This window comes from Arthrobacter sp. R-11 (assembly GCF_049913155.1).
GTDB lineage: Bacteria > Actinomycetota > Actinomycetes > Actinomycetales > Micrococcaceae > Arthrobacter.
Genome location: NZ_CP183979.1, coordinates 1843235 through 1868209 on the forward strand (window position 1 = coordinate 1843235; position 24975 = coordinate 1868209).

The 24975-nt window shown below is 67.9% G+C and carries 22 protein-coding genes; 17 read left to right on the forward strand and 5 right to left on the reverse strand.

Translation table 11 applies throughout. The annotated features are described in order from the left end of the window. The first annotated feature begins 122 nt into the window (after positions 1-122). A complete protein-coding gene (locus tag ACN9M4_RS08315) occupies positions 123-518 on the forward strand; it encodes a VOC family protein (RefSeq protein WP_426303063.1) in 396 nt (131 codons plus the stop codon). A 9-nt stretch (positions 519-527) separates the two neighbouring features. On the opposite strand, the gene ACN9M4_RS08320 is transcribed toward ACN9M4_RS08315, so the two are convergent. After that, entirely contained in the window at positions 528-3062 is a 2535-nt protein-coding gene (locus ACN9M4_RS08320; RefSeq protein ID WP_426303064.1) for a DNA gyrase/topoisomerase IV subunit A, read from the reverse strand. A 69-nt stretch (positions 3063-3131) separates the two neighbouring features. Between ACN9M4_RS08320 and ACN9M4_RS08325 the strand changes: the two genes are divergently transcribed. The 4 genes from ACN9M4_RS08325 (at position 3132) to ACN9M4_RS08340 (ending at position 8673) form a co-directional block, all read left to right on the forward strand. Next, entirely contained in the window at positions 3132-5837 is a 2706-nt protein-coding gene (locus tag ACN9M4_RS08325) for a GNAT family N-acetyltransferase (protein ID WP_426303065.1), read from the forward strand. Between the two features lie 91 nt (positions 5838-5928). Further along, positions 5929-6654, forward strand: coding sequence for a DUF5998 family protein (locus tag ACN9M4_RS08330; protein ID WP_426303066.1), 726 nt, complete (start codon positions 5929-5931; stop codon positions 6652-6654). A 44-nt stretch (positions 6655-6698) separates the two neighbouring features. Beyond that, on the forward strand, positions 6699-7910 hold the full coding sequence (locus ACN9M4_RS08335) for an alkaline phosphatase family protein (RefSeq protein ID WP_426303067.1): 1212 nt from the start codon (positions 6699-6701) through the stop codon (positions 7908-7910). Further along, positions 7903-8673 (forward strand): thymidine kinase, encoded by a 771-nt coding sequence (locus tag ACN9M4_RS08340; RefSeq protein WP_426303068.1) that lies wholly within the window; start codon positions 7903-7905, stop codon positions 8671-8673. Before ACN9M4_RS08335 ends, ACN9M4_RS08340 begins: the two co-directional genes overlap by 8 nt. 5 nt (positions 8674-8678) lie before the next feature. On the opposite strand, the gene sepH is transcribed toward ACN9M4_RS08340, so the two are convergent. Further along, on the reverse strand, positions 8679-10094 hold the full coding sequence (gene sepH / locus ACN9M4_RS08345) for a septation protein SepH (protein WP_426303430.1): 1416 nt from the start codon (positions 10092-10094) through the stop codon (positions 8679-8681). Positions 10095-10301: 207 nt separating this feature from the next. Here sepH and ACN9M4_RS08350 point away from each other — a divergent pair, with 207 nt between their 5' ends. After that, a complete protein-coding gene (locus ACN9M4_RS08350) occupies positions 10302-10601 on the forward strand; it encodes a DUF4193 domain-containing protein (protein ID WP_426303069.1) in 300 nt (99 codons plus the stop codon). Between the two features lie 13 nt (positions 10602-10614). Here ACN9M4_RS08350 and ACN9M4_RS08355 read toward each other — a convergent pair whose 3' ends face one another. Next, positions 10615-11100, reverse strand: coding sequence for a DUF3093 domain-containing protein (locus ACN9M4_RS08355; protein WP_426303070.1), 486 nt, complete (start codon positions 11098-11100; stop codon positions 10615-10617). A 79-nt stretch (positions 11101-11179) separates the two neighbouring features. Here ACN9M4_RS08355 and dut point away from each other — a divergent pair, with 79 nt between their 5' ends. The 4 genes from dut to ACN9M4_RS08375 all read left to right on the forward strand — a co-directional run bounded on the left by dut (position 11180) and on the right by ACN9M4_RS08375 (position 13685). Continuing rightward, positions 11180-11692: a dUTP diphosphatase gene (gene dut, locus ACN9M4_RS08360; protein ID WP_426303071.1), complete on the forward strand. Its 513-nt coding sequence runs from the start codon at positions 11180-11182 to the stop codon at positions 11690-11692. 118 nt (positions 11693-11810) lie between these two features. Continuing rightward, the gene (locus ACN9M4_RS08365) at positions 11811-12548 is read left to right on the forward strand and encodes a DUF3710 domain-containing protein (protein ID WP_426303072.1); all 738 of its coding nucleotides are present in this window, start codon (positions 11811-11813) and stop codon (positions 12546-12548) included. A gap of 94 nt (positions 12549-12642) precedes the next feature. Continuing rightward, on the forward strand, positions 12643-12882 hold the full coding sequence (locus ACN9M4_RS08370; protein WP_426303073.1) for a hypothetical protein: 240 nt from the start codon (positions 12643-12645) through the stop codon (positions 12880-12882). Beyond that, positions 12882-13685 (forward strand): DUF3159 domain-containing protein, encoded by an 804-nt coding sequence (locus ACN9M4_RS08375; protein ID WP_426303074.1) that lies wholly within the window; start codon positions 12882-12884, stop codon positions 13683-13685. Before ACN9M4_RS08370 ends, ACN9M4_RS08375 begins: the two co-directional genes overlap by 1 nt. Here the strand turns inward: ACN9M4_RS08375 and ACN9M4_RS08380 are convergent. Further along, entirely contained in the window at positions 13655-14386 is a 732-nt protein-coding gene (locus tag ACN9M4_RS08380) for a potassium channel family protein (RefSeq protein ID WP_426303075.1), read from the reverse strand. The genes ACN9M4_RS08375 and ACN9M4_RS08380 overlap by 31 nt on opposite strands. After that, positions 14383-15057 (reverse strand): potassium channel family protein, encoded by a 675-nt coding sequence (locus ACN9M4_RS08385; RefSeq protein WP_426303076.1) that lies wholly within the window; start codon positions 15055-15057, stop codon positions 14383-14385. Before ACN9M4_RS08385 ends, ACN9M4_RS08380 begins: the two co-directional genes overlap by 4 nt. A gap of 98 nt (positions 15058-15155) precedes the next feature. Between ACN9M4_RS08385 and ACN9M4_RS08390 the strand changes: the two genes are divergently transcribed. The 7 genes from ACN9M4_RS08390 (at position 15156) to ACN9M4_RS08420 (ending at position 24975) form a co-directional block, all read left to right on the forward strand. Then, positions 15156-17132, forward strand: coding sequence for an APC family permease (locus ACN9M4_RS08390; protein WP_426303077.1), 1977 nt, complete (start codon positions 15156-15158; stop codon positions 17130-17132). After that, positions 17129-18508, forward strand: coding sequence for a class I SAM-dependent RNA methyltransferase (locus tag ACN9M4_RS08395; protein ID WP_426303078.1), 1380 nt, complete (start codon positions 17129-17131; stop codon positions 18506-18508). The genes ACN9M4_RS08390 and ACN9M4_RS08395 overlap by 4 nt, the downstream gene beginning before the upstream one ends. 147 nt (positions 18509-18655) lie before the next feature. Beyond that, a complete protein-coding gene (gene acnA / locus ACN9M4_RS08400) occupies positions 18656-21466 on the forward strand; it encodes an aconitate hydratase AcnA (protein WP_426303079.1) in 2811 nt (936 codons plus the stop codon). Positions 21467-21631: 165 nt separating this feature from the next. Beyond that, complete coding sequence (gene dxs, locus ACN9M4_RS08405; RefSeq protein ID WP_426303080.1) at positions 21632-23605, forward strand: 1-deoxy-D-xylulose-5-phosphate synthase; 1974 nt, start codon at positions 21632-21634, stop codon at positions 23603-23605. Continuing rightward, positions 23605-24168: a DUF402 domain-containing protein gene (locus ACN9M4_RS08410; protein ID WP_426303081.1), complete on the forward strand. Its 564-nt coding sequence runs from the start codon at positions 23605-23607 to the stop codon at positions 24166-24168. The genes dxs and ACN9M4_RS08410 overlap by 1 nt, the downstream gene beginning before the upstream one ends. After that, positions 24165-24725, forward strand: a complete 561-nt coding sequence (locus ACN9M4_RS08415) for a hypothetical protein (RefSeq protein ID WP_426303082.1) — start codon at positions 24165-24167, stop codon at positions 24723-24725. The genes ACN9M4_RS08410 and ACN9M4_RS08415 overlap by 4 nt, the downstream gene beginning before the upstream one ends. A 34-nt stretch (positions 24726-24759) precedes the next feature. Next, complete coding sequence (locus ACN9M4_RS08420; RefSeq protein ID WP_426303083.1) at positions 24760-24975, forward strand: helix-hairpin-helix domain-containing protein; 216 nt, start codon at positions 24760-24762, stop codon at positions 24973-24975.

Genomic DNA, 24975 nt, shown 5'->3' on the forward strand with positions numbered 1-24975 from the left:
CCCTTCCCGAACAGCCCGGAAAAGGCGCCGGAAGGCCTCCTTGAGGGGCGTCCGGGACCCCCTTCCATCCGGCCGAGCCAGGAGTAGAGTGGCCCCGGGGGTGGGCTTGGAAAGGAACTGCAATGCTTAAGGATCTCAGTGTCGCGGCCGTACTTCCCGCCAGTGACATCAACCGTGCCCGCGAGTTCTACCGCGACAAGCTCGGACTCGAACCGGACAACCCGGACGCCGGAGACAACTACCTGTTCAAGTGCGGCAACGGCACCGCATTCCTGCTGTACCAGACCGGCAACGCCGGCACGGCAAAGAACACCCAGATGGGCTGGATCACGGACGACTTGGATGCAGAAATGGCCGATCTGCGGTCCCGCGGCGTGGTCTTCGAGGACTACGACTTCCCGGGCCTGAAGACCGAAAACGGCGTAGCCACCATGCCTGACGGCGAACGGGGCGCCTGGTTCCTCGACACGGAAGGGAACATCCTCAGCATCAACACGATGCCGTCCGCGACCACCTGACTCGAACGCCTAACTCCCGGCGCTGTCCTCCGCCCACGCCATGCTGGCGCCGATGGCGTCCACCGGCTGGGACAGGGGGACGCCGGAGCCGTCGCGCCTGCCGTGTTCCTGCGGCAGCGCGCGGGCCACGCCCGCGGCGGAGGATGCCTTGGCCGGTCCATGACCGGCCCAGGCGAGCAGGAGGGTGTCTTCGCCTTTGAGGAAGCGGTGGGCCCGCACACCGCCCGTGGCGCGGCCCTTCGCCGGGTATTCCTCGAAGGCGGTCACCTTCGCGGTCCCCGGTGCGGTGCCCGGCAGTGCGCCGTTGCTTCCGGCAATCGTGACGACGACGGCGGCCGCGTCATCCGCACGGACCGTGCCGAAGTGGATCACTTCGTCTCCGGCGGCGAGCTTGATGCCGGCCATCCCGCCGGCGGTGCGGCCCTGCGGCCGCACCGCCGAGGCGGGAAAGCGCAGCAGTTGGGCCTGCCGGGTCAGGAATACCAGGTCGGTGCTGTCCTCGGCCGCGGCAACGGCCGCGACCACACGGTCCTTGTCTTTGAGCGCGATGATCTCGAAGTCTTCGCGGTTCAGCGGGTACTCCGGCTGCACACGCTTGACCACGCCCTGGGCGGTGCCCAGGGCCAGTACGCTGTCCAGCGGAACAAAGGCCACCAGGGTTTCGCCCTCGAGCAGGGTGATGAAGTCCTTGGCCGGCACACCGCCGGCCAGGTTCGGCAGCCCGGCCACGGGCGGCAGCACCGGCATGTCCATGACCTGGATGCGCAGCATGCGCCCCTGCGAGGTGACCGCGCCGATCTCCCCACGGGCCGTGGTCTTCACCACGGAGCGGAACACATCGTGCTTGTTGCGCGGTCCGGCCTCGGCCAGGGGTTCCTGGTTCGAGGTGCGGGCGATCTGCCCGGATGCCGTCAGGATCGCCCAGCAGGGGTCGTCCGGGATTTCCAGCGGCAGGGCAGCGGCCTTGCCCTTCGGCCCGGGAGCCGCGGCGGCAAGGGCGGCGGCGACCGTGGGGGAGACCGCTTCGGATTCGAGCAGCACCGTGCGGCGTGGGGTGCCGTATTTCGCGGCAATCTCGGCGAGTTCGCCGGAGACGAGTTCGCGCAGCAGTGTGTCCGAACCCAGGATTGCTTCGAGCTCGGCGATCTCGCGCTGGAGTTCCTCCTGCTCCTTTTCCAATTCGATCCGGGAGTATTTGGTGAGCTGGCGCAGGCGCAGCTCCAGGATGTAGTTCGCCTGGATTTCGGAGAGGTCGTAGATGGACATCAGGCGGTCGCGGGCGGCGGCGGCTTCATCCGAGGAGCGGATGATCTGGATGACCTCGTCGATGTCCACGATCGCGATGAGGAGGCCCTCCACGAGGTGCAGGCGGTCCTTCTTCTTGCCCAGCCGGAAGGCGGTGCGGCGGCGTACCACGGAGAGCCGGTGGTCCACGTAGACGTGCAGCAGCGGGAGCAGGCCCAGGGTCTGCGGCTGGCCCTCAACCAGTGCCACGTTGTTGATGCCGAAGGAGTCTTCCATCGGCGTGAAGCGGTACAGCTGCTGGAGCACGGCGTTCGGGTTGAAGCCGTTCTTGAGTTCGATGACCAGGCGCAGCCCGTGTTGGCGGTCGGTGAGGTCCACGACGTCGCTGATGCCGGTCAGCTTCTTGCCGTTGACGGCGTCCTTGATCTTTTCGATGACCTTTTCCGGGCCCACCATGTACGGGAGCTCGGTCACCACCAGGCCTGTGCGGCGGGCGGTCAGCTGCTCGATCTCCACCTTGGCACGGGTCTTGAAGGAACCGCGGCCCGTGGCGTAGGCGTCACGGATGCCGTCCAGCCCGACGATCCGCCCGCCGGTAGGCAGGTCCGGGCCGGGGACGAACTGCATGATGTCCTCGAGCGTGGCGTCCGGCTTGGCGATCAGGTGCCGGGCGGCGGCGATCACTTCGACCAGGTTGTGCGGGGCCATGTTGGTGGCCATGCCGACGGCGATGCCCGTGGTGCCGTTGACCAGCAGGTTGGGGAACGCGGCCGGCAGGACATCCGGTTGGGTCAGCTGGTTGTCGTAGTTGGGGATGAAGTCCACGACGTCTTCGTCGAGGTGGTCCGTCATGGTCAGCGCCGCCGCGGCGAGCCTGGCTTCGGTGTATCGCGGGGCTGCCGGTCCGTCGTCGAGCGAGCCGAAGTTGCCGTGCCCGTCGATCAGCGGCAGGCGCAGCGAGAAGTCCTGGGCCATGCGCACCATGGCGTCGTAGATGGCGGCGTCGCCGTGCGGGTGCAGCTTGCCCATCACCTCGCCCACCACGCGGGCGCTCTTGACGTGGCCCCTGTCCGGGCGCAGGCCCATGTCGCTCATCATGTAGAGGATGCGGCGCTGGACAGGCTTGAGGCCGTCCCGGGCATCGGGCAGCGCCCGTGAATAGATCACCGAATACGCGTACTCCAGGAAGGAGCCTTCCATTTCGGACGTGACGTCGATATCGATGATGTTTTCGGTGTAGTCACCGCTGTCCGCAGCTGCTGCTGCTTTGGCGCGGGAAGGACTTTGGCTGCGTGCCATGGAACGGGCGGATCCTTAAGGTGTACTGCGGGAAGGGGTGTCCTGCGGGAGATTAGCTACGCTAAGCCTATGGTGGATGAGCCCGGCACCGGCGTATATCCGGAATATTGGGAGGCCGATGTCGTCCTGCGCGATGGCGGCATCGCGCATCTCAGGCCTATCTCGCCCGCGGATTCGGACGCCGTCCAGGCCTTCCATGCCGGCCAGTCGCAGGCGTCCATCTACATGCGCTTCTTCAGCTTCAAGGCCAGGCTCTCCAGCAAGGAACTGCGCCGCTTCACCGAGGTGGACCACGTGGACCGGGTGGCCTTCGTGATTACCATCGGCGGCGCGATCGTCGGAATCGGCCGCTACGACCGACTCGACGACCCCGCCGAGGCCGAGGTCGCGTTCAACATCTCGGACTCCCAACAGGGCCGGGGCATCGGGTCCATCCTGCTTGAACACCTCGCCGCGGCGGCCCGTGAAAACGGCATCCGCCGCTTCACCGCCGAGGTCCTGCCGGAAAACAGCAAGATGCTGCGCGTGTTCGCGGACGCTGGGTACGAACTTTCCCGCCGCTTCGACGACGGCGTCGTCAGCGTCGGGTTCAACATCGACCCGACGCGCAAATCCCTCGCCGTGATGGAGTCACGCGAGCACCGCGCCGAGGCGCGCAGCGTGCGGGACCTGCTCACGCCGTCGTCGATCGCTGTCATCGGGGCCAGCCGCAAGTGGGGGAGCGTCGGCTACCAGCTGCTCGAGCACATCATCGAAGGCGGCTTCACCGGGCCCGTGTACGCGGTGAACCCCGAAGCGTTCGAATTGTCCGGCATGAAGTCGTACGCCCGGATCGCCGACCTCCCCGGCCCCGTCCAGCTGGCGGTCATCGCGGTGCCGGTCGAGGAGGTGCCGAAGGTGGTGGACGAATGCGCGGCCGCCGGGGTCACCGGGCTCGTGGTGGCCACCGCCGGGTACGCCGACGACGGCGAACGGGGCCTGCTGCGGCAGCAGGCACTCGTGCGCCAGGCCCGTTCGCACGGGATGCGGGTGATCGGGCCGGAATCGCTGGGCATCATCAACACGCACCCGGCGGTGTCGCTGAACGCCTCGATGGCACCGGCGATGCCCCGGCCCGGCAGGCTCGGGCTGTTCACCCAGTCGGCGGCGATCGGGGTTTCGGTCTACGCGGCGGCCGTCCGCCGGGGCCTCGGCCTGTCCTCCTTCCTCTCCGCCGGCAACCGCGCCGACGTCTCCGGCAACGACGTCATGCAGTTCTGGGAGGACGATGCCGGCACCGCCGCCGTCGGCCTGTACCTGGAGTCCATGGGCAACCCGCGCAAGTTCTCCCGCCTGGCCCGGCGCCTGGCCCGCAGCAAGGCGGTGATCGTGGCCAAGTCGGACCTCACGGGCCTCAGCCTGCCGCCCGGTCACGTCGGCCGGACCACCATGGCTCCGCCGTCCGCGCTCGATGCCATGATGCGCCAGTCCGGGGTGATCTCCGTGGCGACGGTCGAACAGCTCATGGACGTCGCCCAGATCGTTTCCAGCCAGCCCCTCCCGCAGGGGCCCGGGCTCGCCGTGGTCAGCAATTCCGCCGCACTGGGCAAGGTGGTTGCCGACTCCGCCGGCCACCACGGGCTCCGCGTGGAACGGCTGCTGACCGGCCTGGACCTGGATTCCGGGGCCTCCGTCTCGCTGGACCGCCTGCGACTGCAGCTCCAGGGGGCCCTCGCCGACGACGCCGTCCACTCCGTGGTGGCCGCAATGATCCCGGCCCGCAGCCTGTCCATGGAGGACATCACAAAGGTGTTGGCCGGCTGCGCTGCCGGGACGGGCAAGGCCGTCGTCGCCGCGTTCGGCGGCGTGCTGGATCCGGCCGCGCGCCTGGACGGGCTGCTGCCTGCCGACGCGGCAGATGCCGGCATCCCGTGCTACTCCAGCCCCGGCAACGCGGTGGCCGCGCTGTCCGCCGTCGTCGGCTATTCCGCCTGGCTGGGCCGGGAACAAGGGCTTTTCGTCGAACCGGAGGGCTGCGATCCGGACGGCACCCGGGAAGAACTGGAACGCCTGCTTGCCCCGGTCCACGGCGAGCAGCTGCTGCGCCTGGACGCCGAGGATGCCGCTTCGCTGCTTGCCCGGTACGGCATGGCGGTGGAACCGTCAGCGGTCTTCGAGAACGACGACGACGCCGTCGAGGCTGCCGGGCAGCTGGGCTGGCCCGTGGTGCTCAAGACCACCGAACCGGCACTGCGCCACCGCATCGACCTCGGCGGTGTCCGGCTCGACATCGAAGACGCCGAATCCTTGCGCCGCAACATCGCCCAGATGCGCCGGGCCCTGGAACCTTTTGCCTCAGGCCCGTTCGGTTCCCCGGCACTTGAAGTCCAGGCCATGGCCCCAGTGGGACAGGCCTGCACCTTCCGCGCCATCGAAGATCCCCTGCTCGGCCCCGTGGTGTCTTTCGGACTGGCCGGCGACGCCGTGAACCTCCTCGACGACTGGGCCCACCGGGTGCCGCCGCTCTCCGCCACGGACGTCCACGACTTCATCCGCTCGCCGCGCGCCTCCTTGAAGCTGTTCGGCTACCAGGGGCTGCCCGCCGTCGACGTCGCCGCCTTGGAGGACCTCGCGGCCCGGCTGGCCCGGCTGAAGGACGAACACCCTGAGATCGCCCTGATCGAATTCAACCCGGTCCTCGCCGGTCCGGAGGGTGCCCGCATCCTGGCGGCCGAGGTGTGGATCGGCAACGCCGCGCACCGCACCGACAGTGCCCGGCGGGCGATGCGCGGCTGAGCTGCGTCGACGGCCGGTAACGGGCTGTGAACCGGGCCGACGGCGCCCGGGCAGTTAGGAAGTCCTGCGGGGGATCTGTGAAAATGGGGGAATGAGCCCGAAGTCCCCGATGTCCCCTTCCGGCCCGGCAGCAACCGGGCACCATGCGGCGCACAACCACAGCACGCAGGGGCAGAGCCTGGAACAGGCACTCCAGCAGGCCGGTTTCTACCCGGTGCTGGTGGCCGACGTCGTGGACGACGCCCTGGACGGCCGTGACTGCCTCGCCCATCTGGTGCACCTGGAGACCCACTTCGACCGGGCCGAGGTCCGCCGGCACATCACCGTGCTGGTCCTGACCGAGGACATGCTGGTCATCACCCACGTGGACGACCAGCAGCTTGACGACGCCGGCGAACAGATCGTGGCCCAGATTTCCACCGAATCCGTCCCCGTGGCGCAGATCCGCTCGGTGGTGCTGAGCTACATGTACGCCCAGCCGCAGAACTACAAGCCCAGCGATCCCGTGCGCGAACTCACCCTCGCCATCGCCTGGTCCGGCGGGCAGCGGCTCGACGTCGGACCCGCCAGCTGCGGCGACCCGCAGTGCGAAGCGGACCACGGCTACACCGGCACCATCAGCCAGGAGGACATCGTCCTGCGGATCAGCTCCGAAGCCGACGGCCCCCGCGCCGTGCAGGACGCCAAGGTGTTCGCCCGCGCGCTGCGCGCCGTCAACACCGGAACCCCCGCGCCGCCAGCCCACAGCTCGATCCCGGCGCCCAGGCCGCGTTCGGGCGTGTTCGGCAACCGCCTCAGCCGCGGACACCAGCGCTGAACATGGAGTTGTCAGAGCAGCCGGCCGGGCCCGGGCGTTCCGCTGTGCCACTTGCCCCCTTCGAGCCGGCCCTTTCCCCGGAGGACCTCCCTGCAGCACCGCTGTACGGAAAGCAGTCAATCGCGGAGGTCTTCACCAGCGCCGCCGCGAGCCTGGGCCTGCCCGGATTCGAGAACACCCTGCAACTGCCCCCGGCGCAGCGGGTCTGCGTGGTCCTCGCCGACGGCCTCGGCCGCAACCTGCTGAAGAGAAAGGCGGCACACACCCCGTTCCTGCGCTCCGCGGCCGCGGCCGGCCAGGGCGGCGTCCCGGTATGGCTCGACGCCGCCTTCCCGTCCACCACGGCATCCTCGCTGGCCAGCCTCGGCACGGGCCGCACTCCGGGAGAGCACGGCATGGTCGGCTACGACGTCCTGGACCCCGCGCAGGACAAGGTGGTGAACCTGCTGGGCAATTGGGACGCTAACGTCGATCCACTGCTATGGCAGCCGTTCCCTTCCGTGTTCGAGCGGGCGGCCGAAGAGGTGGACGTCGTCACCGTCAGCCTCCCGCAGTTCGGACAGTCGCCGATGACCCGTGCTGCATTGCGCGGCAGCCGCTTCATCGGCGGCACCTCGCTCCACGCCCGCACCGCGCTCGCCGCAGAGGCGATGACGATGGCAAGCCGTTCCCTGATGTACTTCTACGTCAACGAACTGGACAAGGCCGGGCACCGCTACGGCTGTGCCTCCGAGCGCTGGGAGCACCAGCTCGAGGAACTCGATTCCACCGTCAAGCGGCTCGCGGCCACGTTGCCGGCCGGAACGACCATCCTCCTCACGGGAGACCACGGCATGGTGGACGTGCCCGAATCCCAGCGCCTCGACTACTCGGCCGATCCTGCGCTGGTGGCCGGTGTGCGCCACACGGCGGGCGAGCCCCGCATGGTGCACCTCTACCTCGAACCCGACGCCGGCGAAGCCGCCCGTGACGCGCTCCTGGATGCCTGGCGCCGCCGTTTCGGGGCACGGGTCTGGGCGTTCACCCGCGAGCAGGGACTCGCCGCCGGGCTGTTCGGCAGCCTCCGCCAGGAGGTGGCGCCGAGGATCGGCGATGTGATGATCGCCGCCCGCGACACCCTGGCCCTGTACGACACCCGCAGGGTCCGCCCGCAGGCCATGGAAGTGGTCGGCCAGCATGGTTCCCTGACCAAGCCCGAACGCGAAGTGCCGCTGCTGTGTATTCCGGCAGCCGGATCGAAGCGCCGGCGTGGCTGAACTGGTCTTCTTCTCCGGCACCATGGACTGCGGCAAGTCCACCCTTGCCCTGCAGATGGACTACAACCACCGGGCCCGCGGCCGCGGCGGGATCCGCTTCAGCCGCAACGACCGGGCGGGGGAGTCCGTCATCTCGAGCCGCCTCGGCCTGCGCAGCGAAGCCGTCGAAGTCACCGACGGCACCGACTTCTGGGAGGAGACCGTACGACGCCGGACCGGCGGCGTGCGCGTCGACTACCTGATCTGCGACGAGGCGCAGTTCTACTCGCCCGGACAGGTGGAGCAACTGGCCCGCCTGGTCGACGAAATGGACGTGGACGTCTTTGCCTTCGGCATCACCACGGACTTCCGGACCCGGCTGTTCCCGGGCTCGCAGCGTCTGGTGGAACTGGCGGACAGGATCGAGGTCCTGCAGGTCCAGGCCCTGTGCTGGTGCGGCCGGCGCGCGACGCACAACGCCCGGACGGTGGACGGCATCATGGTGGTCACCGGCGAGCAGGTGGTGGTGGGCGACGTCGCCCCCGACAACGGCCAAGCGGCCGGGGGCGGCGGTCCGGTGATCGGCTATGAAACCCTGTGCCGCCGCCACTACATGCGCCGGGTCACCGCCCATGCCGCGGACCTCATGGCCGGACGCGAGGTATCACTGCCGTTCGAGCTGGATGCATGCCTCTGGCAGGGCTCGAGCGGGCAAGGCTCGAGCGGGCAAGGCTCGAGCGGGCAAGGCTCGAGCGGGCAGGGCTCGAGCGGGCTGGGGAAGTAGGGGCGCTAGTCGCCGCGCGTGCCGAAGACGATGTCGTCCCAGCTCGGCACACTTGAACGTTTCGGCCGTGCCGCTTGGCGCTCGACGGCCGGGGCGTCTTTTTCTTCGTCCTTCGCCGCCGTCGTGTCAGGCTTGCTGCTGCCGGGTTCCGGCGAGGCCGGCCGGTTCCACGGGCTCAGCGGCGTCCGGCGGCGCCGCGGTTCCTCACTCTGCCGCCGGGACGCGCCGCCCAGCAGTTCATCGAGTCCGGCGCGGTGCCTGCTTTCGCTCCGTTCCTCTTCCTGTGCTTCGGAGGCCGCTTCGGCGACGTCGGCGGTTTCTGCCGCGTCGTCGTCGCCCTTCTCCGCGGCGTGGCTGTTCCTGAGTGCCCGCAACGGCACCGGGACCACGGTGATCTCGCGCGTATCGGTGCTGACGCCCTCGTGCAGGTGGAGGGGATCGTCGTCGTCCGGCTGCTCGGCGGATCGGTCCGCAGGGGCGGGGTTCAGGGAGGCGAGGCTCAGCCGCCCTACAGGGCGGCTCTCGTCTTCCTCCTCGGGCGAGTCGTGGTCCTCTTCGGGGCCGTCCTGGTCTTCCGTCCGCGGATGGGCGGCCGGAACGCCGCCGCTCAGCAGCAAGGCCAAGGCGTCGTCGCCGTCCTCGTCGATGCCCAGGCGCTGGCCGCGGCGCAGGCGGAGCATGTCCAGCAGGCCGTCGGCGTCCGGACCGGACGAGCCGGCGGCTCCTTCGGCTTCGGCCTCGAAATCGAAGGGCCGGTCCGCGACGGCGGACAGGCGGCGGGCGGGAAGCGGGCCGTCCAGCGGTTCAAGTTCGCTGAGCTGCTGCGCCCAGCGGTTGGCGTTCTGCAGGGTCTTGCGGCCGGGCGTGAAGGTCCACATGGCCGGGGGTTCCTCGCCGATGCTGGCGGGCGCCCCGGGGTTGGGCTCAAAACGGGCCACCACAGTCCATGTGCCGTCGTTGCGGCGCCAGGAATCCCATTCGACGGTTGACGGATCGATGCCGTGGGCGGAGAGGCGGTGCGCCACCATGTCATCCAGGCTGGCCGGGGCATCGCCGAAGGCGGCCCGGTAAGGATCGTGGCCCGGGGACGGTGAGGCGACTTCCACCCTGCGTGCCTGCTGGGCGATGTATTCGCGCTCGGCCAGCACGGGTCCTTCGTAACGCTGGACGTTGGCCAGGGGCAGCCCGGAGAGTTCGGCGACTTCGGCGGCGCTCGCACCGGAGCGGATACGGGCCTGGATGTCGCGCGGAGACATGGCGATGGGGGCGATGGAAGCGCGCGCGGCTACCTGCGCAGGGGTCCGGCTGGCAGCAACGCGCAGGGCTTCGTCGATCGGCAGCCGGAAGGTCTCGCCGCCGCTTCCGCTCAGCAGGAGATGTCCGCCGTCGTCATGGACGCCAACAAGCCGTAGTTCCCGCATCAAATCCTCCACCATGGCCTCTTCCGACAGTCGAAACTCTGCCACCAGCACGGGGCAATTCCTACTAGGCCAAAGGGCGTGCCGCGATTTTCAGTGAATTCAGGCGCCCCGGGGGACCCCGGGCACAAAAGCACACGTCCCGGCGTTACATACGTAGGCCGCGGGAGAAGCCCCTGGCCGGACGCGCTAGGCAGCAAAGAAGGGACCATGGCAACGGACTACGATGCCCCTCGGAAGGTCGACGACGAAGCGGGCGAGGACTCCATCGAAGAGCTCAAGACCCGCCGGACGGAGAAATCGTCCGCGGCGGTCGACCTTGACGAAAGCGATCTGGCAGACGCTTTCGAACTACCTGGCGCCGATCTGTCGAACGAGGAGCTCCAGGTCCAGGTCCTCCCCGCCCAGGCCGACGAGTTCACCTGCGCCAACTGTTTTCTGGTGAAGCACCGTTCCCAGATTGCCCGGGAACGGGACGGAAAGCTGTACTGCCTGGAGTGCGAAAGCTAGCGGGCGGGCCGGATCAGGAGGCCAGCGCCTTCAGCAGTTCCTCCGGGCGGCGGGTTGAGGTGAGCCAATAAGGCGTGCGGTCCTGCGGGTCGGTGACGGGAATCCGCACCACGGGGTCGATCCAGCCACGGATGCAAAGGAAGGCCAGGCCGTTGAGCCGGGTCCCGCGCTCTGCCGTGGCCTCGTCCTTGCGGAATGCTTCCGCCGGGCCCAGCAGGCTGCGCGGGATGCTCGCCCGGCCCACCTGCAGGGTGTCCCTGCGGACCACGATGCTCGGCGTGGACAGCAGCAGCAGGACCACCATGACCGCGGCGAGCACGACTGCCGCGATGATTCCGGCCAGGAGGCTGATCGGAGCGAAGACCAGGATGCCTGCGCCGGACAGGCCGAGCACGATCAACCAGATCCACACCGAGGGCCACAGCTTTTCCGTGAACAGGACATCCGGTCCGTTCTGGGGTCGGCCGGGCACAGGGGAGGACGGAGTCGCTTCAGGCATGGCTCCAGCTTATCCTTCCGTCCACGTAGTGCCCGACGCGGGCGCGGGACGCCGGTCGTGGAGGCTAGAATGAGGCATTGTGAGCCAGGAGTCCGCAGTCATCAGTCCAGCAGAAGCCTCCGCCGAATACGGCGCCCCGACCCTCCGGGTCGAGCTGAAAATGCTCGACGCCGGGCTGGAGGTGCCGTCGTACGCCCATCCGGGTGACGCCGGGGCGGACCTTCGGGCCCGCGAAGATGTCACGCTGGCGCCCGGGGAACGGAAGCTGGTGCCGACAGGTGTGTCGATCGGGCTGCCCAACGGCTTTGTCGCCCTGATCCACCCGCGTTCCGGGCTGGCCACCAAGCATGGACTCACCGTCGTCAATGCCCCCGGAACGGTCGACGCCGGATACCGCGGCGAAATCGCCGTGACCCTGCTGAACACGGATCTGGTGCGTCCGATCGAACTCAAGCGCGGCGACCGGATTGCCCAGATGGTGATCCAGCGCGTCGAATACGCCGGATTCGTCCAGGTGGAGGAGCTTTCGGAAACCGTCCGCGGCGAGGGCGGTTTCGGTTCCACCGGCGGTTTCTCGGCCGCAAAAGCCTGATACCCGCAACCCTGGCGCCGTTCCGCCGCATCCGGCAGACGGGGGATCCGGGGCCGGACTACCCGCGACCATCCGGGCGGTTTACCGGGGGATAGACCACAACAAAGGAGAGAACCCGATGCTTTTTGGGCGCGGTAAGAAGTCCAAAGCCGTCCAGCCGGAGGCTGCGGACCACGAGGCGGTTGAAGCCGGCCCGGCCGGCTCCGATGCCGCGGAAAGCCCGCAGGCGAAGGGCGATTTCCGGGTGGCCAAGGGACCCTGGGACGTGTCCGAGATCGGCAGCCAGGAAGGGTACCTCGATCTGGGTGCCCTCCTGATCCAGCCCGTCGAGGGTCTCCAGCTGCGGTTGGAGGTCGAAGAGGCGAGCCAGCGGGTGGTCGCCGTGACCATGGACCTGGCGGGCTCCAGCCTGCAGTTGCAGGCGTTTGCCGCTCCGCGCTCCGAGGGCCTGTGGGACGAGATCCGGGAACAGATCGCCGAATCCGTGGCCAGCCAGGGCGGGGAGACCGAGGAGATCTCCGGAACCTTCGGTCCCGAGCTCGTCGCGAAACTGCCGAGCGAAACCGCCCAGGGCCTGCAGGGCTTCCGAGCCGCACGCTTCATGGGCGTGGACGGTCCGCGCTGGTTCCTTCGCGGCGTCATCGGGGGCCCCGCCGCGTTGGAGCGCGAAACCGCGGCCGGACTCGAGGATCTTTTCCGGCGGGTCGTCGTGGTCCGTGGCGAAAACCCCATGCCGCCCCGCGAACTGCTCCAGCTCCGCCTGCCCAAGGACGCCGCCGTCGCCGGCCAGGACGGTGCCCCCGCGCCCGGCCTGGCCAAACCCGAACGCGGCCCGGAGATCACAGAGATTGGTTGACGGACAAGTCCGGGGCAGCCTCCCCGGAGAACCGCATGAAATCGGCGACCTTCCAAGCCGCGGGCGCGTCAGCTGCACCGGATTCATCGAATCGGTGACCTATCCGCCTGCCAGCGAACGGGCCCAGTTTGCGGCGATCGTCGTCGAAAACATCATCCACGGCGGGGTTGCCGCTTCGCCTGCCCGCCTGCGGGTGGTCTGGCTCGGACGCCGTAGGGTGCCCGGCGTGGAGCCGGGCACCAAGCTCCATCTTGAAGGCATGGTCACGGTGCGCGAAGAAATGCCCACCATGTTCAATCCCCGCTACGAAATCCTCACCCGGCAGGAGCGCTGATGACAGCCGCCAACGGAACAGACCCGGACAAGAACGGTTCCGTCGAACCCCTAGCTGACGCGAAACCCCTCCCCGGCAAGGAGGCGCTGCCCGGGAAGGACGCCGAACCGGGTATCGCGGCGCTGGCCGCAGGCTACGCCGGGAGAGCCGGGCTGCAAAGGAACAAACACGGCCACGTCGACATCCTCAAGTCCGCTGGCGGCATCCAGGGCATCGCCGAAAGCATCCTGCCCGGGCTCGTGTTCCTCATCGCGTTCACCATCACCCGCGAGCTGCCGGTTTCCCTGGTCGCGGCCCTTGCCGCTGCCGCCCTCTTCACGATCGCGCGGCTGGTGCAGAAGCGTCCCCTGACTCAGGCGCTGGCCGGAATCGCCGGCGTCGCGATTTCCGCCTGGCTGGCCAACACCACCGGCAAGGCGGAGGACTTCTACGTCCTGGGCTTCTATACCAACGCCGCCTACATCGCCGGCATGCTGCTGTCGATCCTGCTCAAATGGCCCATCGCCGGGCTGCTGTTCGGCTTCGTGCGGAACGAAGGCCTGGAATGGCGCAAGGACCCGGAACGGCTGCGCGCCTACAGCATCGCCACCTGGGTGGTCATCGGCGTGCTGGCGCTCCGCCTGGTGGTCCAGGTCCCGCTCTACCTGCAGGGTGAATCCGGCCTGGCCGCACTGGCCACGATGCGCCTGATCATGGGCGCACCCCTGTACATCCTTGGCCTCTGGGTGGCCTGGCTGCTGAGCCGGCCCGCCGGCAGGGGGCCGGCGGCTGCTCAGCCGTCGAAGCCGTCGTCGTCGGACTGATCCGAATAGTCTTCTTCGACCTCCGGTGACGAGTGTTCGCCGGTGGCGGGGGACAGGAGCGCCCGCAGCCCGTCTTCCGCGGCGATGGTGGTGACGAAGAACAGTTCGTCGCCTCCGTCGATCACATCGTCCCGGCTCGGGGTGATGGGTGCGTGGTCGCGCAGGATCGCCACCAGGGTGGAGTCCTCCGGCCAGTCGATCCCGCCCACCATGCTTCCGATGATGTGCGAATCATGCGGCACCGTGAACTCGACCAGCGAGGAAACCCCGGTCTGCAGGGTCAGGAGGCGCACCAGGTCACCGATTTCCACGGCCTCTTCCACGAGCGCGGTCATGAGCTGCGGGGTGTTCACGGCAACGTCCACGCCCCATGAATCGTTGAACATCCAGTCGTTCTTGGGGTTGTTCACCCGGCCCACAGTGCGGCCGACACCGAATTCGGTCTTTGCCAGCAGGGACACCACCAGGTTCACCTTGTCGTCGCCGCTGGCGGAAACGACGACGTCGGCATCCTCCAGTTTCGCTTCCTGCAAGGTGCTCAATTCGCAGGCATCACCCACGAGCCAGCGCGCCCCACGCAGGCCGCTGCGGCCGATGACCTCGGGCTTGAGGTCGATCAGCAGGATTTCGTGCTTGTGGGCGAGCAATTCGCGGGCGATCGATGACCCCACGCTGCCTGCGCCGACAATGACGACTTTCACTCGGACTCCTTCGCGGGAACGCTGGCCAGGATGCGCTGCACTTCGTCGCTCCGGCCGATTTCGAGCATCACGTGCACGGTGTCACCTTCCTGGTACGAGGTGCCCGGGCCGGGCAGGACACCCTCGCCAAAGCGGGTCAGGAAGGCCACGCGGGTACCGGAAGCGGCTTCGATGGCGCTGACCGGGTGCCCGATCCATTTCTCGTGCAGATCGACTTCGGCCAGCACCAGGCGCCCCGAGGGTTCCCGGTAATCGCCGGCAAGGTGCTGCTCGGGCAGGATGCGCCTCAGGACCTGGTCCGCGCTCCAGCGCACGGCGGCCACGGTGGGGATGCCGAGCCGCTGATAGATTTCGGCCCGGCCGGGATCGTAGATGCGGGCGACGACGTGCCCCACGTGGAAGGTCTCCCGGGCAACACGGGTGGCCAGGATGTTCGAGTTGTCGCCGCTGGAGACGGCAGCGAAGGCGTAGGCCTCATCGCAGCCGGCCTGCTTCAGCGTGTCCCGGTCGAAGCCCACGCCGGTCACTTTCCGTCCGGTGAAACCGCTGCGGAGGCGGCGGAAGGCCCGGTCGTCCTGGTCGATGATGGCCACCGAATGGCCGGAATCCTCCAGGGTGTGGGCCAGGGTGGCGCCGACCCTTCCGCAACCCATGATCACGAAGTGAGCCACGGTCTCTCCTTCAACTTGTGCCTGTCGCTGCGTAAGACTCTACCGGGGCAGATGTCGTGTGCCATGACATCGCCTGTGATTGCGAGTAACGTGGCCGGGTGCTGACTATTTTCAACGCGGTCAAACGGGTGCTGGTGGGGCGGCCCTTCCGGAATGACCGCTTGTCCCACACCTTGCTGCCGAAGCGCATCGCGCTGCCGATCTTCGCCTCCGACGCGTTGTCCTCCGTGGCCTATGCGCCGGACGAAATCCTCCTCACGCTGGCCCTGGCCGGCGTGAGCGCGGTGTCCTTCTCGCCCCTCGTCGGCTTGGCCGTCATGGTGGTGTTGCTCACAGTCGTGGCCTCGTACCGGCAGAACGTGCACGCCTACCCGTCCGGCGGCGGCGACTACGAGATCGCCAACGTCAACCTCGGCAAGTACGCCGGCCTCACCGTCGCTTCCGCGCTGTTGGTGGACTATGTCCTCACCGTGGCCGTGTCGATGTCCTCGGCGGCAGCCTACCTGACCACGGCGGTCCCGAGCCTGCACGGCCAGCAGGCGCTGATCGCCACTGTCGGCGTCATCATCCTGGCGCTGGTCAACCTGCGCGGCATCAAGGAAGCCGGCACCGTCTTCGCGGTCCCCACCTACATCTTCATGCTCTCCATCCTCGGAATGACCGCCGTCGGCATCTTCCAGGCCGTCACGGGGCAGCTGGGGCAGGCGCCGTCCGCGGCGTTCACTATCGTCCCGGAACAAGGCTTCGACGAAGGCCTCGTGGGCCTGGCCGGCGCTTTCCTGCTGTTGCGCGCCTTCTCCTCGGGTGCCGCGGCCCTGACCGGCGTGGAAGCCATCAGCAACGGTGTGCCCAACTTCAAGAAGCCCAAGAGCAAGAACGCCGCCACCACCTTGCTGCTGCTCGGCGTGATCGCTTCCGCCATGCTGGCCGGCATCATCTACCTGGCCAACGCCACCAAGGTGCACATCGTGCTGGACCCGGCCACGGAGTTCCTGCTCAACGGCCAGCCCCTGCCGGAGGGCTACATCCAGAACCCGGCCATCAGCCAGATCGCCCAGACCATCTTCGGCCCCGGCTCCATCCCGTTCTACGTCGTGGTGGCCGCCACCGGCATCATCCTCGTGTTCGCCTCCAACACGGCGTTCAACGGCTTCCCGGTGCTTGGCTCCATCCTCGCCCAGGACGGCTACCTGCCCCGCCAGCTCCGCACCAGGGGAGACCGCCTGGCGTACAGCAACGGCGTCTTGGCCCTGGCTGCCGGTGCTCTCGTCCTGATCCTGGCCTTCAACGCCGACGTCACCAAGCTGATCCAGCTCTACATCGTGGGCGTGTTCATCTCCTTCACCGCCAGCCAACTGGGCATGATCCGGCACTGGGGCCGCGAACTGAAACTGGCACGGGACAAAGCCGTACGGCTGCGGGTGCTCAAGTCGCGCACCATCAACATGGTGGGCTTCGGCATGACGGCGTTGGTCCTGACGATCGTGCTCATCACCAAGTTTGAACAGGGTGCCTGGATCGCGTTGCTGGCCATGTTCGTGCTGTTCCTGATCATGTGGAGCATCCGCGCCCATTACGACAACGTGGCCAAGGAACTGGCCGTGGACGAGGACTCCTCGCCGCGTGCCCTCCCCACCCGGGTGCACGCGATCCTGCTGGTCTCGCACGTCCGCAAGCCGGTGCTGCGGGCGCTGGCCTACGCCCGGGCGTCCCGGCCGTCGCGGCTCGACGCCATCATCGTGGACATCGACTCGGAGGAGACGGCACACACCGTCGCCGACTGGGACAAGCTGGACATCCCGGTGCCGCTGACCGTGCTCGCCAGCCCGTACCGCGAAACCGTGACGCCCATCCTGTCCTATGTGAAGAACATGCGCCGGGATTCGCCGCGGGACCTGATCGTGGTCTACATTCCCGAATACGTGGTGGGCAAATGGTGGGAACAGCTGGTGCACAACCAGACGGCGCTGCGCATCAAGGCGCGGCTCCACTTTGAACCGGGCGTCATGGTGGCCAGCGTGCCGTGGCAGCTCAAATCCTCCGAAGAAGCAAAGGCACTGCAGGACACCCTATGACGCAACACCAGCTTTCCCGTCCCGGCCGCCCCAGTGACGCGGCCCCGCGCGAACTGGTGCTCGACGTCGGGCCCGTCGCCCACGGCGGGCACTTCGTTGCCCGCCACGAAGGCCGGGTGGTTTTCGTCCGGCACGGCATCCCCGGGGAGAAGGTCCGGGTGCGCCTGACCGACGCGGAGGACGGGTCGAGTTTCTGGCGGGCCGACGTCGTCGAGGTCCTGGAAGCCTCGGACGACCGGCGGCGGCATTTCTGGCAGCCGGCCGATTCGCCCGCCGCCTGGCGCAAGGGGGGTCCGCCCGTGGGCGGTGCCGAGTTCGGGCACATCGGCCTGGAACGGCAGCGGCGGCTGAAGTCCGAGGTCCTGGCCGAGCAGCTGAAGCGGCTCGCCGGACTGGACCTGCACGTGGAGGTTGAACCTGCGGGCTCCGCCACTGGCGGAACAGCGGGGCACGACGGCGACGGGCTGGCCTGGCGCACCCGTACCGGCTTTGCCGTGACTCCCGACGGCCGGCTGGGCATGCACGCGCACCGCTCCGACGTCGTGGTCCCGGTCCGCGAGATGCCGCTCGCCGTCCAGGCGATCAACGAGCTGAGGCTCTGGGAACTCGATCTGCACGGCATCTCCCGCATCGAAGTCGCCGCACCGGCCAACGGCTCGCGGCCCCTGGTGCTGCTCGCCCCGGAAGACGACGCCGACCCGAAACGGCTGGGCAGGATCCTGGCCCGGCTGCCGCAGGACATTTCGGTGGCGCGCTTCGACCCGGCCAAGGGCGACGTACTGCAGCTGCGTGGCCGCACCTGGGTCCAGGAATCGGCCGCCGGGCACGAATACCGGGTCACCGGCGAAGGCTTCTGGCAGATCCACAAGGACGCCCCGGAAACACTCGTGGACGCCGTCCGTGGCTTCCTGCACGACGGCGGCTACCTCCTTCCGGGCTCGGCCGTCGCCGATCTTTACGCCGGCGCCGGGCTGTTCACCGCCCCGCTGGCGGACGCCGTCGGCATCACCGGATCGGTGCTGTCCGTTGAAGGCTCCCCGGGCACCAGCAGGGACGCACGCAAGAACCTGCACGGCGAAGGGCACGTCGAGATCGTGCAGGGACGGGTGGAACGGGTGCTGCGGAACCGGCCCCGCCGTTTCGATTCGCTGGTCATCGACCCGCCCCGCGCCGGTGCGGGCAAGGCCGTGGTGCGGCAGCTCATGGATTCGGGCCCGCGCGCCATCGCGTATGTGTCCTGCGATCCGGCCTCGTTCGCCCGGGACCTGGGCTACTTCCAAACCGGCGGCTGGAAACTCGGGGGACTGCGGGCGTTCGACCTGTACCCGCACACCCACCACCTGGAAACCGTGGCATTGCTGGTGCCCGACGCCTAGCCGACACTACGATGGGGCCATAGTCGTCCCATGTCGCGTCCCTGGCCCTGGCAGGCCACGATGCCCGGCGCTCGAATTAGGCTTACCTAACTAGATAGCGCTGACCCGCGCGACAAAGATGAAAGCTGTTGCGAGAGGAGTCCTGCCATGAGCACTGTGGACAGCTTCGGTTCCAAAGGCGTACTGAATGTAGCCGGCACCGATTACGAAATTTTCCGGTTGAACTCCGTTGAGGGCGCAGACAGCCTTCCGTTCAGCCTCAAGGTATTGCTTGAAAACCTCCTGCGGACCGAGGATGGCGCCAATATTACGGCCGACCACGTCCGCGCCCTGGCCGGCTGGGACCCGAATGCGGAGCCCGACACCGAGATCCAGTTCACCCCGGCCCGCGTCATCATGCAGGACTTCACCGGCGTCCCCTGTGTCGTGGACCTGGCCACCATGCGTGAAGCCGTCAGGGACCTCGGCGGCGACCCCAAGCGCGTCAACCCGCTGGCACCGGCCGAAATGGTCATCGACCACTCCGTCCAGATCGACGTTTTCGGCAACTCCGGCGCCCTCGAGCGCAACATGGAAATCGAATACCAGCGCAACGGTGAGCGCTACCAGTTCCTGCGCTGGGGCCAGACCGCGTTCGACGACTTCAAGGTTGTCCCCCCGGGAACCGGCATCGTGCACCAGGTCAACATCGAATACCTGGCCCGCACCATCATGACCCGTGAAGTCAACGGCGTCCTGCGCGCCTACCCGGACACCTGCGTCGGCACCGACTCGCACACCACCATGGTCAACGGCCTGGGCGTGCTGGGCTGGGGCGTTGGCGGCATCGAAGCCGAAGCCGCCATGCTCGGCCAGCCGGTCTCCATGCTCATCCCGCGCGTCGTGGGCTTCAAGCTCAACGGCAACATCCCGGCCGGCGCCACTGCCACCGACGTCGTCCTGACCATCACCGAAATGCTGCGCAAGCACGGCGTGGTGGGCAAGTTCGTCGAGTTCTACGGCGAAGGCGTTGCCGCCGTGCCGCTGGCAAACCGCGCCACCATCGGCAACATGAGCCCGGAATTCGGTTCCACGGCCGCCATGTTCCCGATCGACGACGTCACCCTGGACTACTTGCGCCTCACCGGCCGCTCCGAGGAAAACGTCGCCCTGGTCGAGGCCTACACCAAGGAACAGGGCCTCTGGCACGATCCGTCCCGCGAGCTGCGCTTCTCCGAATACCTCGAGCTGGATCTGTCCACCGTGGTTCCGTCCATCTCGGGCCCGAAGCGTCCCCAGGACCGCATCGAGCTCACGGATGCCAAGGAGCAGTTCCGCAAGGACATCCACAACTACGTCTCCATCGAAGACGGCAGCGTGGACGAGTCCCTGGACGAGTCCTTCCCGGCCTCCGATTCGCCGTCCTTCACCCACGCGGACTCGCACACCACCGAGACCGCCCGCGTCGTGTCCGCCGCGAACGGTTCCCACGGCCGCCCGTCTTCTCCGGTCCACGTCAAGACCGCTGACGGCCGCGAGTTCGAACTGGACCATGGTGCGGTGTCGATCGCCTCGATCACCTCCTGCACCAACACCTCCAACCCTTCGGTCATGCTCGCCGCTGCCCTGCTGGCCCGCAACGCCGTGGACAAGGGCCTCACCGCCAAGCCGTGGGTCAAGACCTCCGTGGCCCCTGGCTCGAAGGTCGTCACCGACTACTACGAGAAGTCCGGCCTCACGCCGTACCTGGAGAAGCTCGGCTTCTACATCGTGGGCTACGGCTGCGCCACCTGTATCGGCAACTCCGGCCCGCTGGAGCCGGAAATCTCCGAGGCCATCCAGGCCAACGACCTCTCGGTCACGGCTGTCCTCTCGGGCAACCGCAACTTCGAAGGCCGCATCAACCCGGACGTCAAGATGAACTACCTGGCCTCCCCGCCGCTGGTCATCGCCTACGCCCTGGCCGGCACCATGGACTTCGACTTCGACACCGATGCCCTGGGCACCGATTCCGAAGGCAACGAGGTCTTCCTGAAGGACATCTGGCCGAACCCCGTCGAGGTCCAGCAAGTCATCGACTCCTCGATCGACAAAGCCATGTTCACCAAGGGCTACGAAGGCGTCTTCGACGGCGACGACCGTTGGAAGGCACTCGACACGCCCGCCGGTGACACCTTCGCCTGGGCCGAGGACTCCACCTACGTCCGGAAGCCCCCGTACTTCGAGGGCATGAAGGCGCAGCCGGAGCCCGTCCAGGACATCGAGGGCGCCCGCGTCCTGCTGAAGCTGGGCGACTCGGTCACCACCGACCACATCTCCCCGGCCGGCTCCTTCAAGTCGGACACCCCGGCGGGTCAGTACCTGCTGGCCAACGGCGTGGAGCGCAAGGACTTCAACTCTTATGGTTCCCGCCGCGGCAACCACGAAGTCATGATCCGCGGTACCTTCGCGAACATCCGCATCAAGAACCAGCTGCTCGACGGCGTCGAGGGCGGTTTCACGAAGGACTTCACCCAGGAAGGCGCCCCGCAGGCCTACGTCTACGACGCCGCCCAGAACTACCAGGCCGCCGGCACGCCGCTGGTGGTCCTGGCAGGCAAGGAATACGGTTCCGGCTCCTCGCGTGACTGGGCTGCCAAGGGCACCGCGCTGCTGGGCGTGAAGGCCGTCGTCGCCGAAAGCTACGAGCGCATCCACCGCTCCAACCTGATCGGCATGGGCGTCCTGCCGCTGCAGTTCCCGGCCGGCGAATCCGCCGCGACCCTGGGCCTGAGCGGCACCGAAACCTTCTCCGTGGCAGGCGTCACCGAGCTCAACAACGGCATCACGCCAAAGACGCTCAAGGTGACCGCCACGGCCGAGGACGGCAGCTCGAAGTCCTTCGACGCCGTGCTGCGCATCGACACCCCCGGCGAAGCGGACTACTACCGCAACGGCGGCATCCTGCAGTACGTGCTGCGCCAGATCTCGGCGAACTAATACGCAGAGTACGACGACGGCGGCCCCGGCTGGTCTTCTGACCGGCCGGGGCCGCCGTCGTTCCGCTTTGTCCCGGCCGGCCGCCGTGCACCGTGCGGCGAGGTTAGGGCCCGGCCGGCAAGGCGCTAAAGTTAACAGGCACGTCAATCACCTAAGGAGGGGCCGTTGGGACTCTTGGAGACAATCCGGACTCCGCAGGACCTGGCCACGCTGGGCAGCACTGAACTGGAACAGCTCGCAGACGAAATCAGGTCCTTCCTGATCACCAACGTCGCCCAGACCGGTGGCCACCTCGGCCCGAACCTCGGCGTCGTGGAGCTGACGATGGCGATCCACCGGATCTTCGACTCTCCCCGCGACAGCATCGTCTTCGACACCGGACACCAGTCCTATGTGCACAAGCTCCTCACGGGACGACAGGACTTCAGCACCCTCCGCCAGGAGGGCGGCCTCTCCGGATACCCGGACCGCGGCGAGTCCGAACACGACATTGTCGAGAGCTCCCATGCTTCCTCCTCGCTGTCCTGGGCTGACGGCATCTCCCGCGCCCGGCAGCTGACTGGTGACGGTGACCGCTACGTGGTGGCCGTCGTCGGCGACGGGGCACTGACCGGCGGCATGGCCTGGGAAGCCATCAACAACATCGCCGCGGACAAGCGACGCCGCGTGGTGATCGTGGTCAATGACAACGGCCGCTCCTACGCCCCCACGGTCGGCGGCCTGGCCGACTATTTGGCGTCCCTGCGTCCCACCATCGATTCCTTCCGCGCCGCCCCGGCCTACGAGGTCGCTTTGGACAGGTGGAAGAAGCGGCTGCAGGACGGCGGCCCGCTGGGCCAGTTCACCTACCGGAGCCTGCATGCCATGAAGAAGGGCATCAAGGACTGGTGGGCGCCCCAGGGCATGTTCGAGGACCTGGGCATGAAGTACATCGGCCCGGTGGATGGCCACAACCTGCAGGCCCTGGAAAACGCCCTCACCACGGCCCGCCACTACGGCGGACCGGTGATCGTGCACGCCATGACGGAAAAGGGCCATGGCTACGCGCCGGCCCGCGCCCATGAGGACGACCAGTTCCACGCCGTCGGCGTCATCGACCCGGAAACCGGCGAGCCCACGGCATCGCCCGGCGCGCAGTCCTGGACCTCCGTGTTCGCCGAGGAAATCGCCGACATCGCGGATGAGCGCAAGGACATCGTGGGAATCACCGGTGCCATGCTCATCCCGGTGGGCCTGCACAAGTTCGCCGCACGGCACCCGGAGCGGGTGTTCGACGTCGGCATCGCCGAACAGCATGCCCTCACCTCCGCGGCGGGCATGGCCTTCGGCGGCCTGCACCCCGTGGTGGCCGTCTACGCCACCTTCCTGAACCGGGCTTTCGACCAGCTCCTGATGGACGTCGCCCTGCACAAGGCCGGCGTCACCATCGTCCTGGACCGGGCCGGCGTCACCGGTCCCGACGGCGCCAGCCACCACGGCATGTGGGACATGGCCATGGTGCAGATTGTGCCGGGACTGCACCTCGCGGCACCGCGCGACGCCACCCGCCTGCGCGAGGAACTGCGCGAGGCCGTGGCGATCGGCGACGCGCCCAGCGTGGTGCGCTTCTCGCGGGGCAGCGTCGGCAAGGAAGTCGAGGCCATCGAGCGGCTGGCCGACGGCGTGGACGTGCTGGCGAGGCGTCCCGAAGGCTCCACCGAGAACGACGTCCTGATCGTCAGCGTCGGCGCGATGTCCGAACTCGCGCTCGACGTCGCGGCCCGGCTCGGCTCGCAGGGGATCAGCTCCACCGTGGTGGACCCCCGCTGGGTGCTGCCCGTGCGCAAATCCATCATCGCCCTCGCGGCCCACCACCGTCTGGTGATCTGCATCGAGGACGGCGTACGCGCCGGCGGGGTCGGCTCCCGGATCCGCCAGGAGATGCGGGCCGCCGGTGTGGACACCGCCCTGAACGAGGTGGGCCTGCCCGTCGAGTTCCTCTCGCACGGCACCCGCAGCCAGGTCCTCGAACGCGTCGGGCTGACCGCCCAGCAGATCACGCACGACATTGTGGCCCAGGTCCTCGGGACGAAGGTGCCTTTCGCCCGCCCGCTGCCGGGCCAGGCACACCCGACCACCGGCAGCCTGCCCACCCTGTGATGACCAGACACCCGGAAGGCCTGCAGCCCGGCGATCTCGTGGTGGCCCGCAACCGCAAATGGGACGGCACCGCCCATTGGGTGGTCCCGGGGCGCTACCTCGGCGAAGACATCCACGGCTGGTGGGTGTTCCAAGGCAGGAACGAATTCTGCTCCCGCCCCGGCGCAGCCTTCTACACCGCCTCCGACGCCGTACTGCTGGTCCCGCGCAGCGGGGACTACGTGGCCACCTTCTACGACGACAGCTATCCGGGGGACTTCCGGATCTACATTGACCTGGCCCTGGACCACGGCTGGAAGACCATCCGTGACGGCGTGGCGGAGTTCCACATGATCGACATGGACCTGGACGTGATCCGGTCCACGAAGCACGGTGTGTTCGTCGACGACGAAGACGAGTTCGAGGAACGCCGGCTCTCCATGGGCTACCCGGAACATACCGTGGCCGCGATCCGCGGCGAGACCGGGCGGCTGTACCAGGAAGTACTCACACAACAGGAACCGTTCGACGGCACCGGGCCCGCCAGCACGTGCGCCGCATGGTTCGGAAAAGGACGGGCATGAGCGGGATCATCCGCAGCTACAAACGGGACGAGGACGGCGTACTGCTGTTCCGCGAGGCCTGGTACGACGAGGACTTCGGCCAGTTCGTCATCAACCACGGCACCGTGGGCCACCAGAGCAGCACTGACGCCACCGACGTCGACGACGAAAACGGTGCGGAAGGACTCCTGGCCGCGTTCGCGGCACAGTGCGACGAAGACGGCTACGCGGAACTGCCTGAATCCGAGCAGTTCTGGCTGGTGGCCCAGTTCGCGCTGAAGAGCAAGGACGGCACCGAACGGGACCGCTACCTCGAACGCAAGGCAAGCACGGCCCTGCGCAGCGCCCTCGCCTGGCGCGGACTGGGTACCGTGGAACGGTCGGAAATCGGGAACTCCCGGCTCAACATCTTCTGCCTCTGCCCGGATGTGAACAAGGCGGTCAACGCCATCAAGGTATGCATCCGCGGCGAGGATCTGGACTTCACCAAGCTCAGCATTGCCGCCGCGCCGCACGGGGAACCCGAGGCCTTCAAGCTCAAGCACTCGCCCAAAAACGTCACTGGCTTTACCCTCTAAGGACCACCACTCCACGCCTGGAAGGGAAGCCCCTGTGACATCCAAGAGCAACTGGCCAGGACACACGCCTTTGCCCAAGGGGATCTCCGCTCCCGCCCGCCGGGCGCTGGCCCACGAGGGCCTGGAAACCCTGGAACAGCTCGCCGAAATGGGTGAAGAGCGGATCGCCGGCCTGCACGGCATGGGCCCGAAGACGATGGCCCAGCTCCAGGATGCCATGGAAGAAGCGGGAATCAGCTTCCCCTCCTGA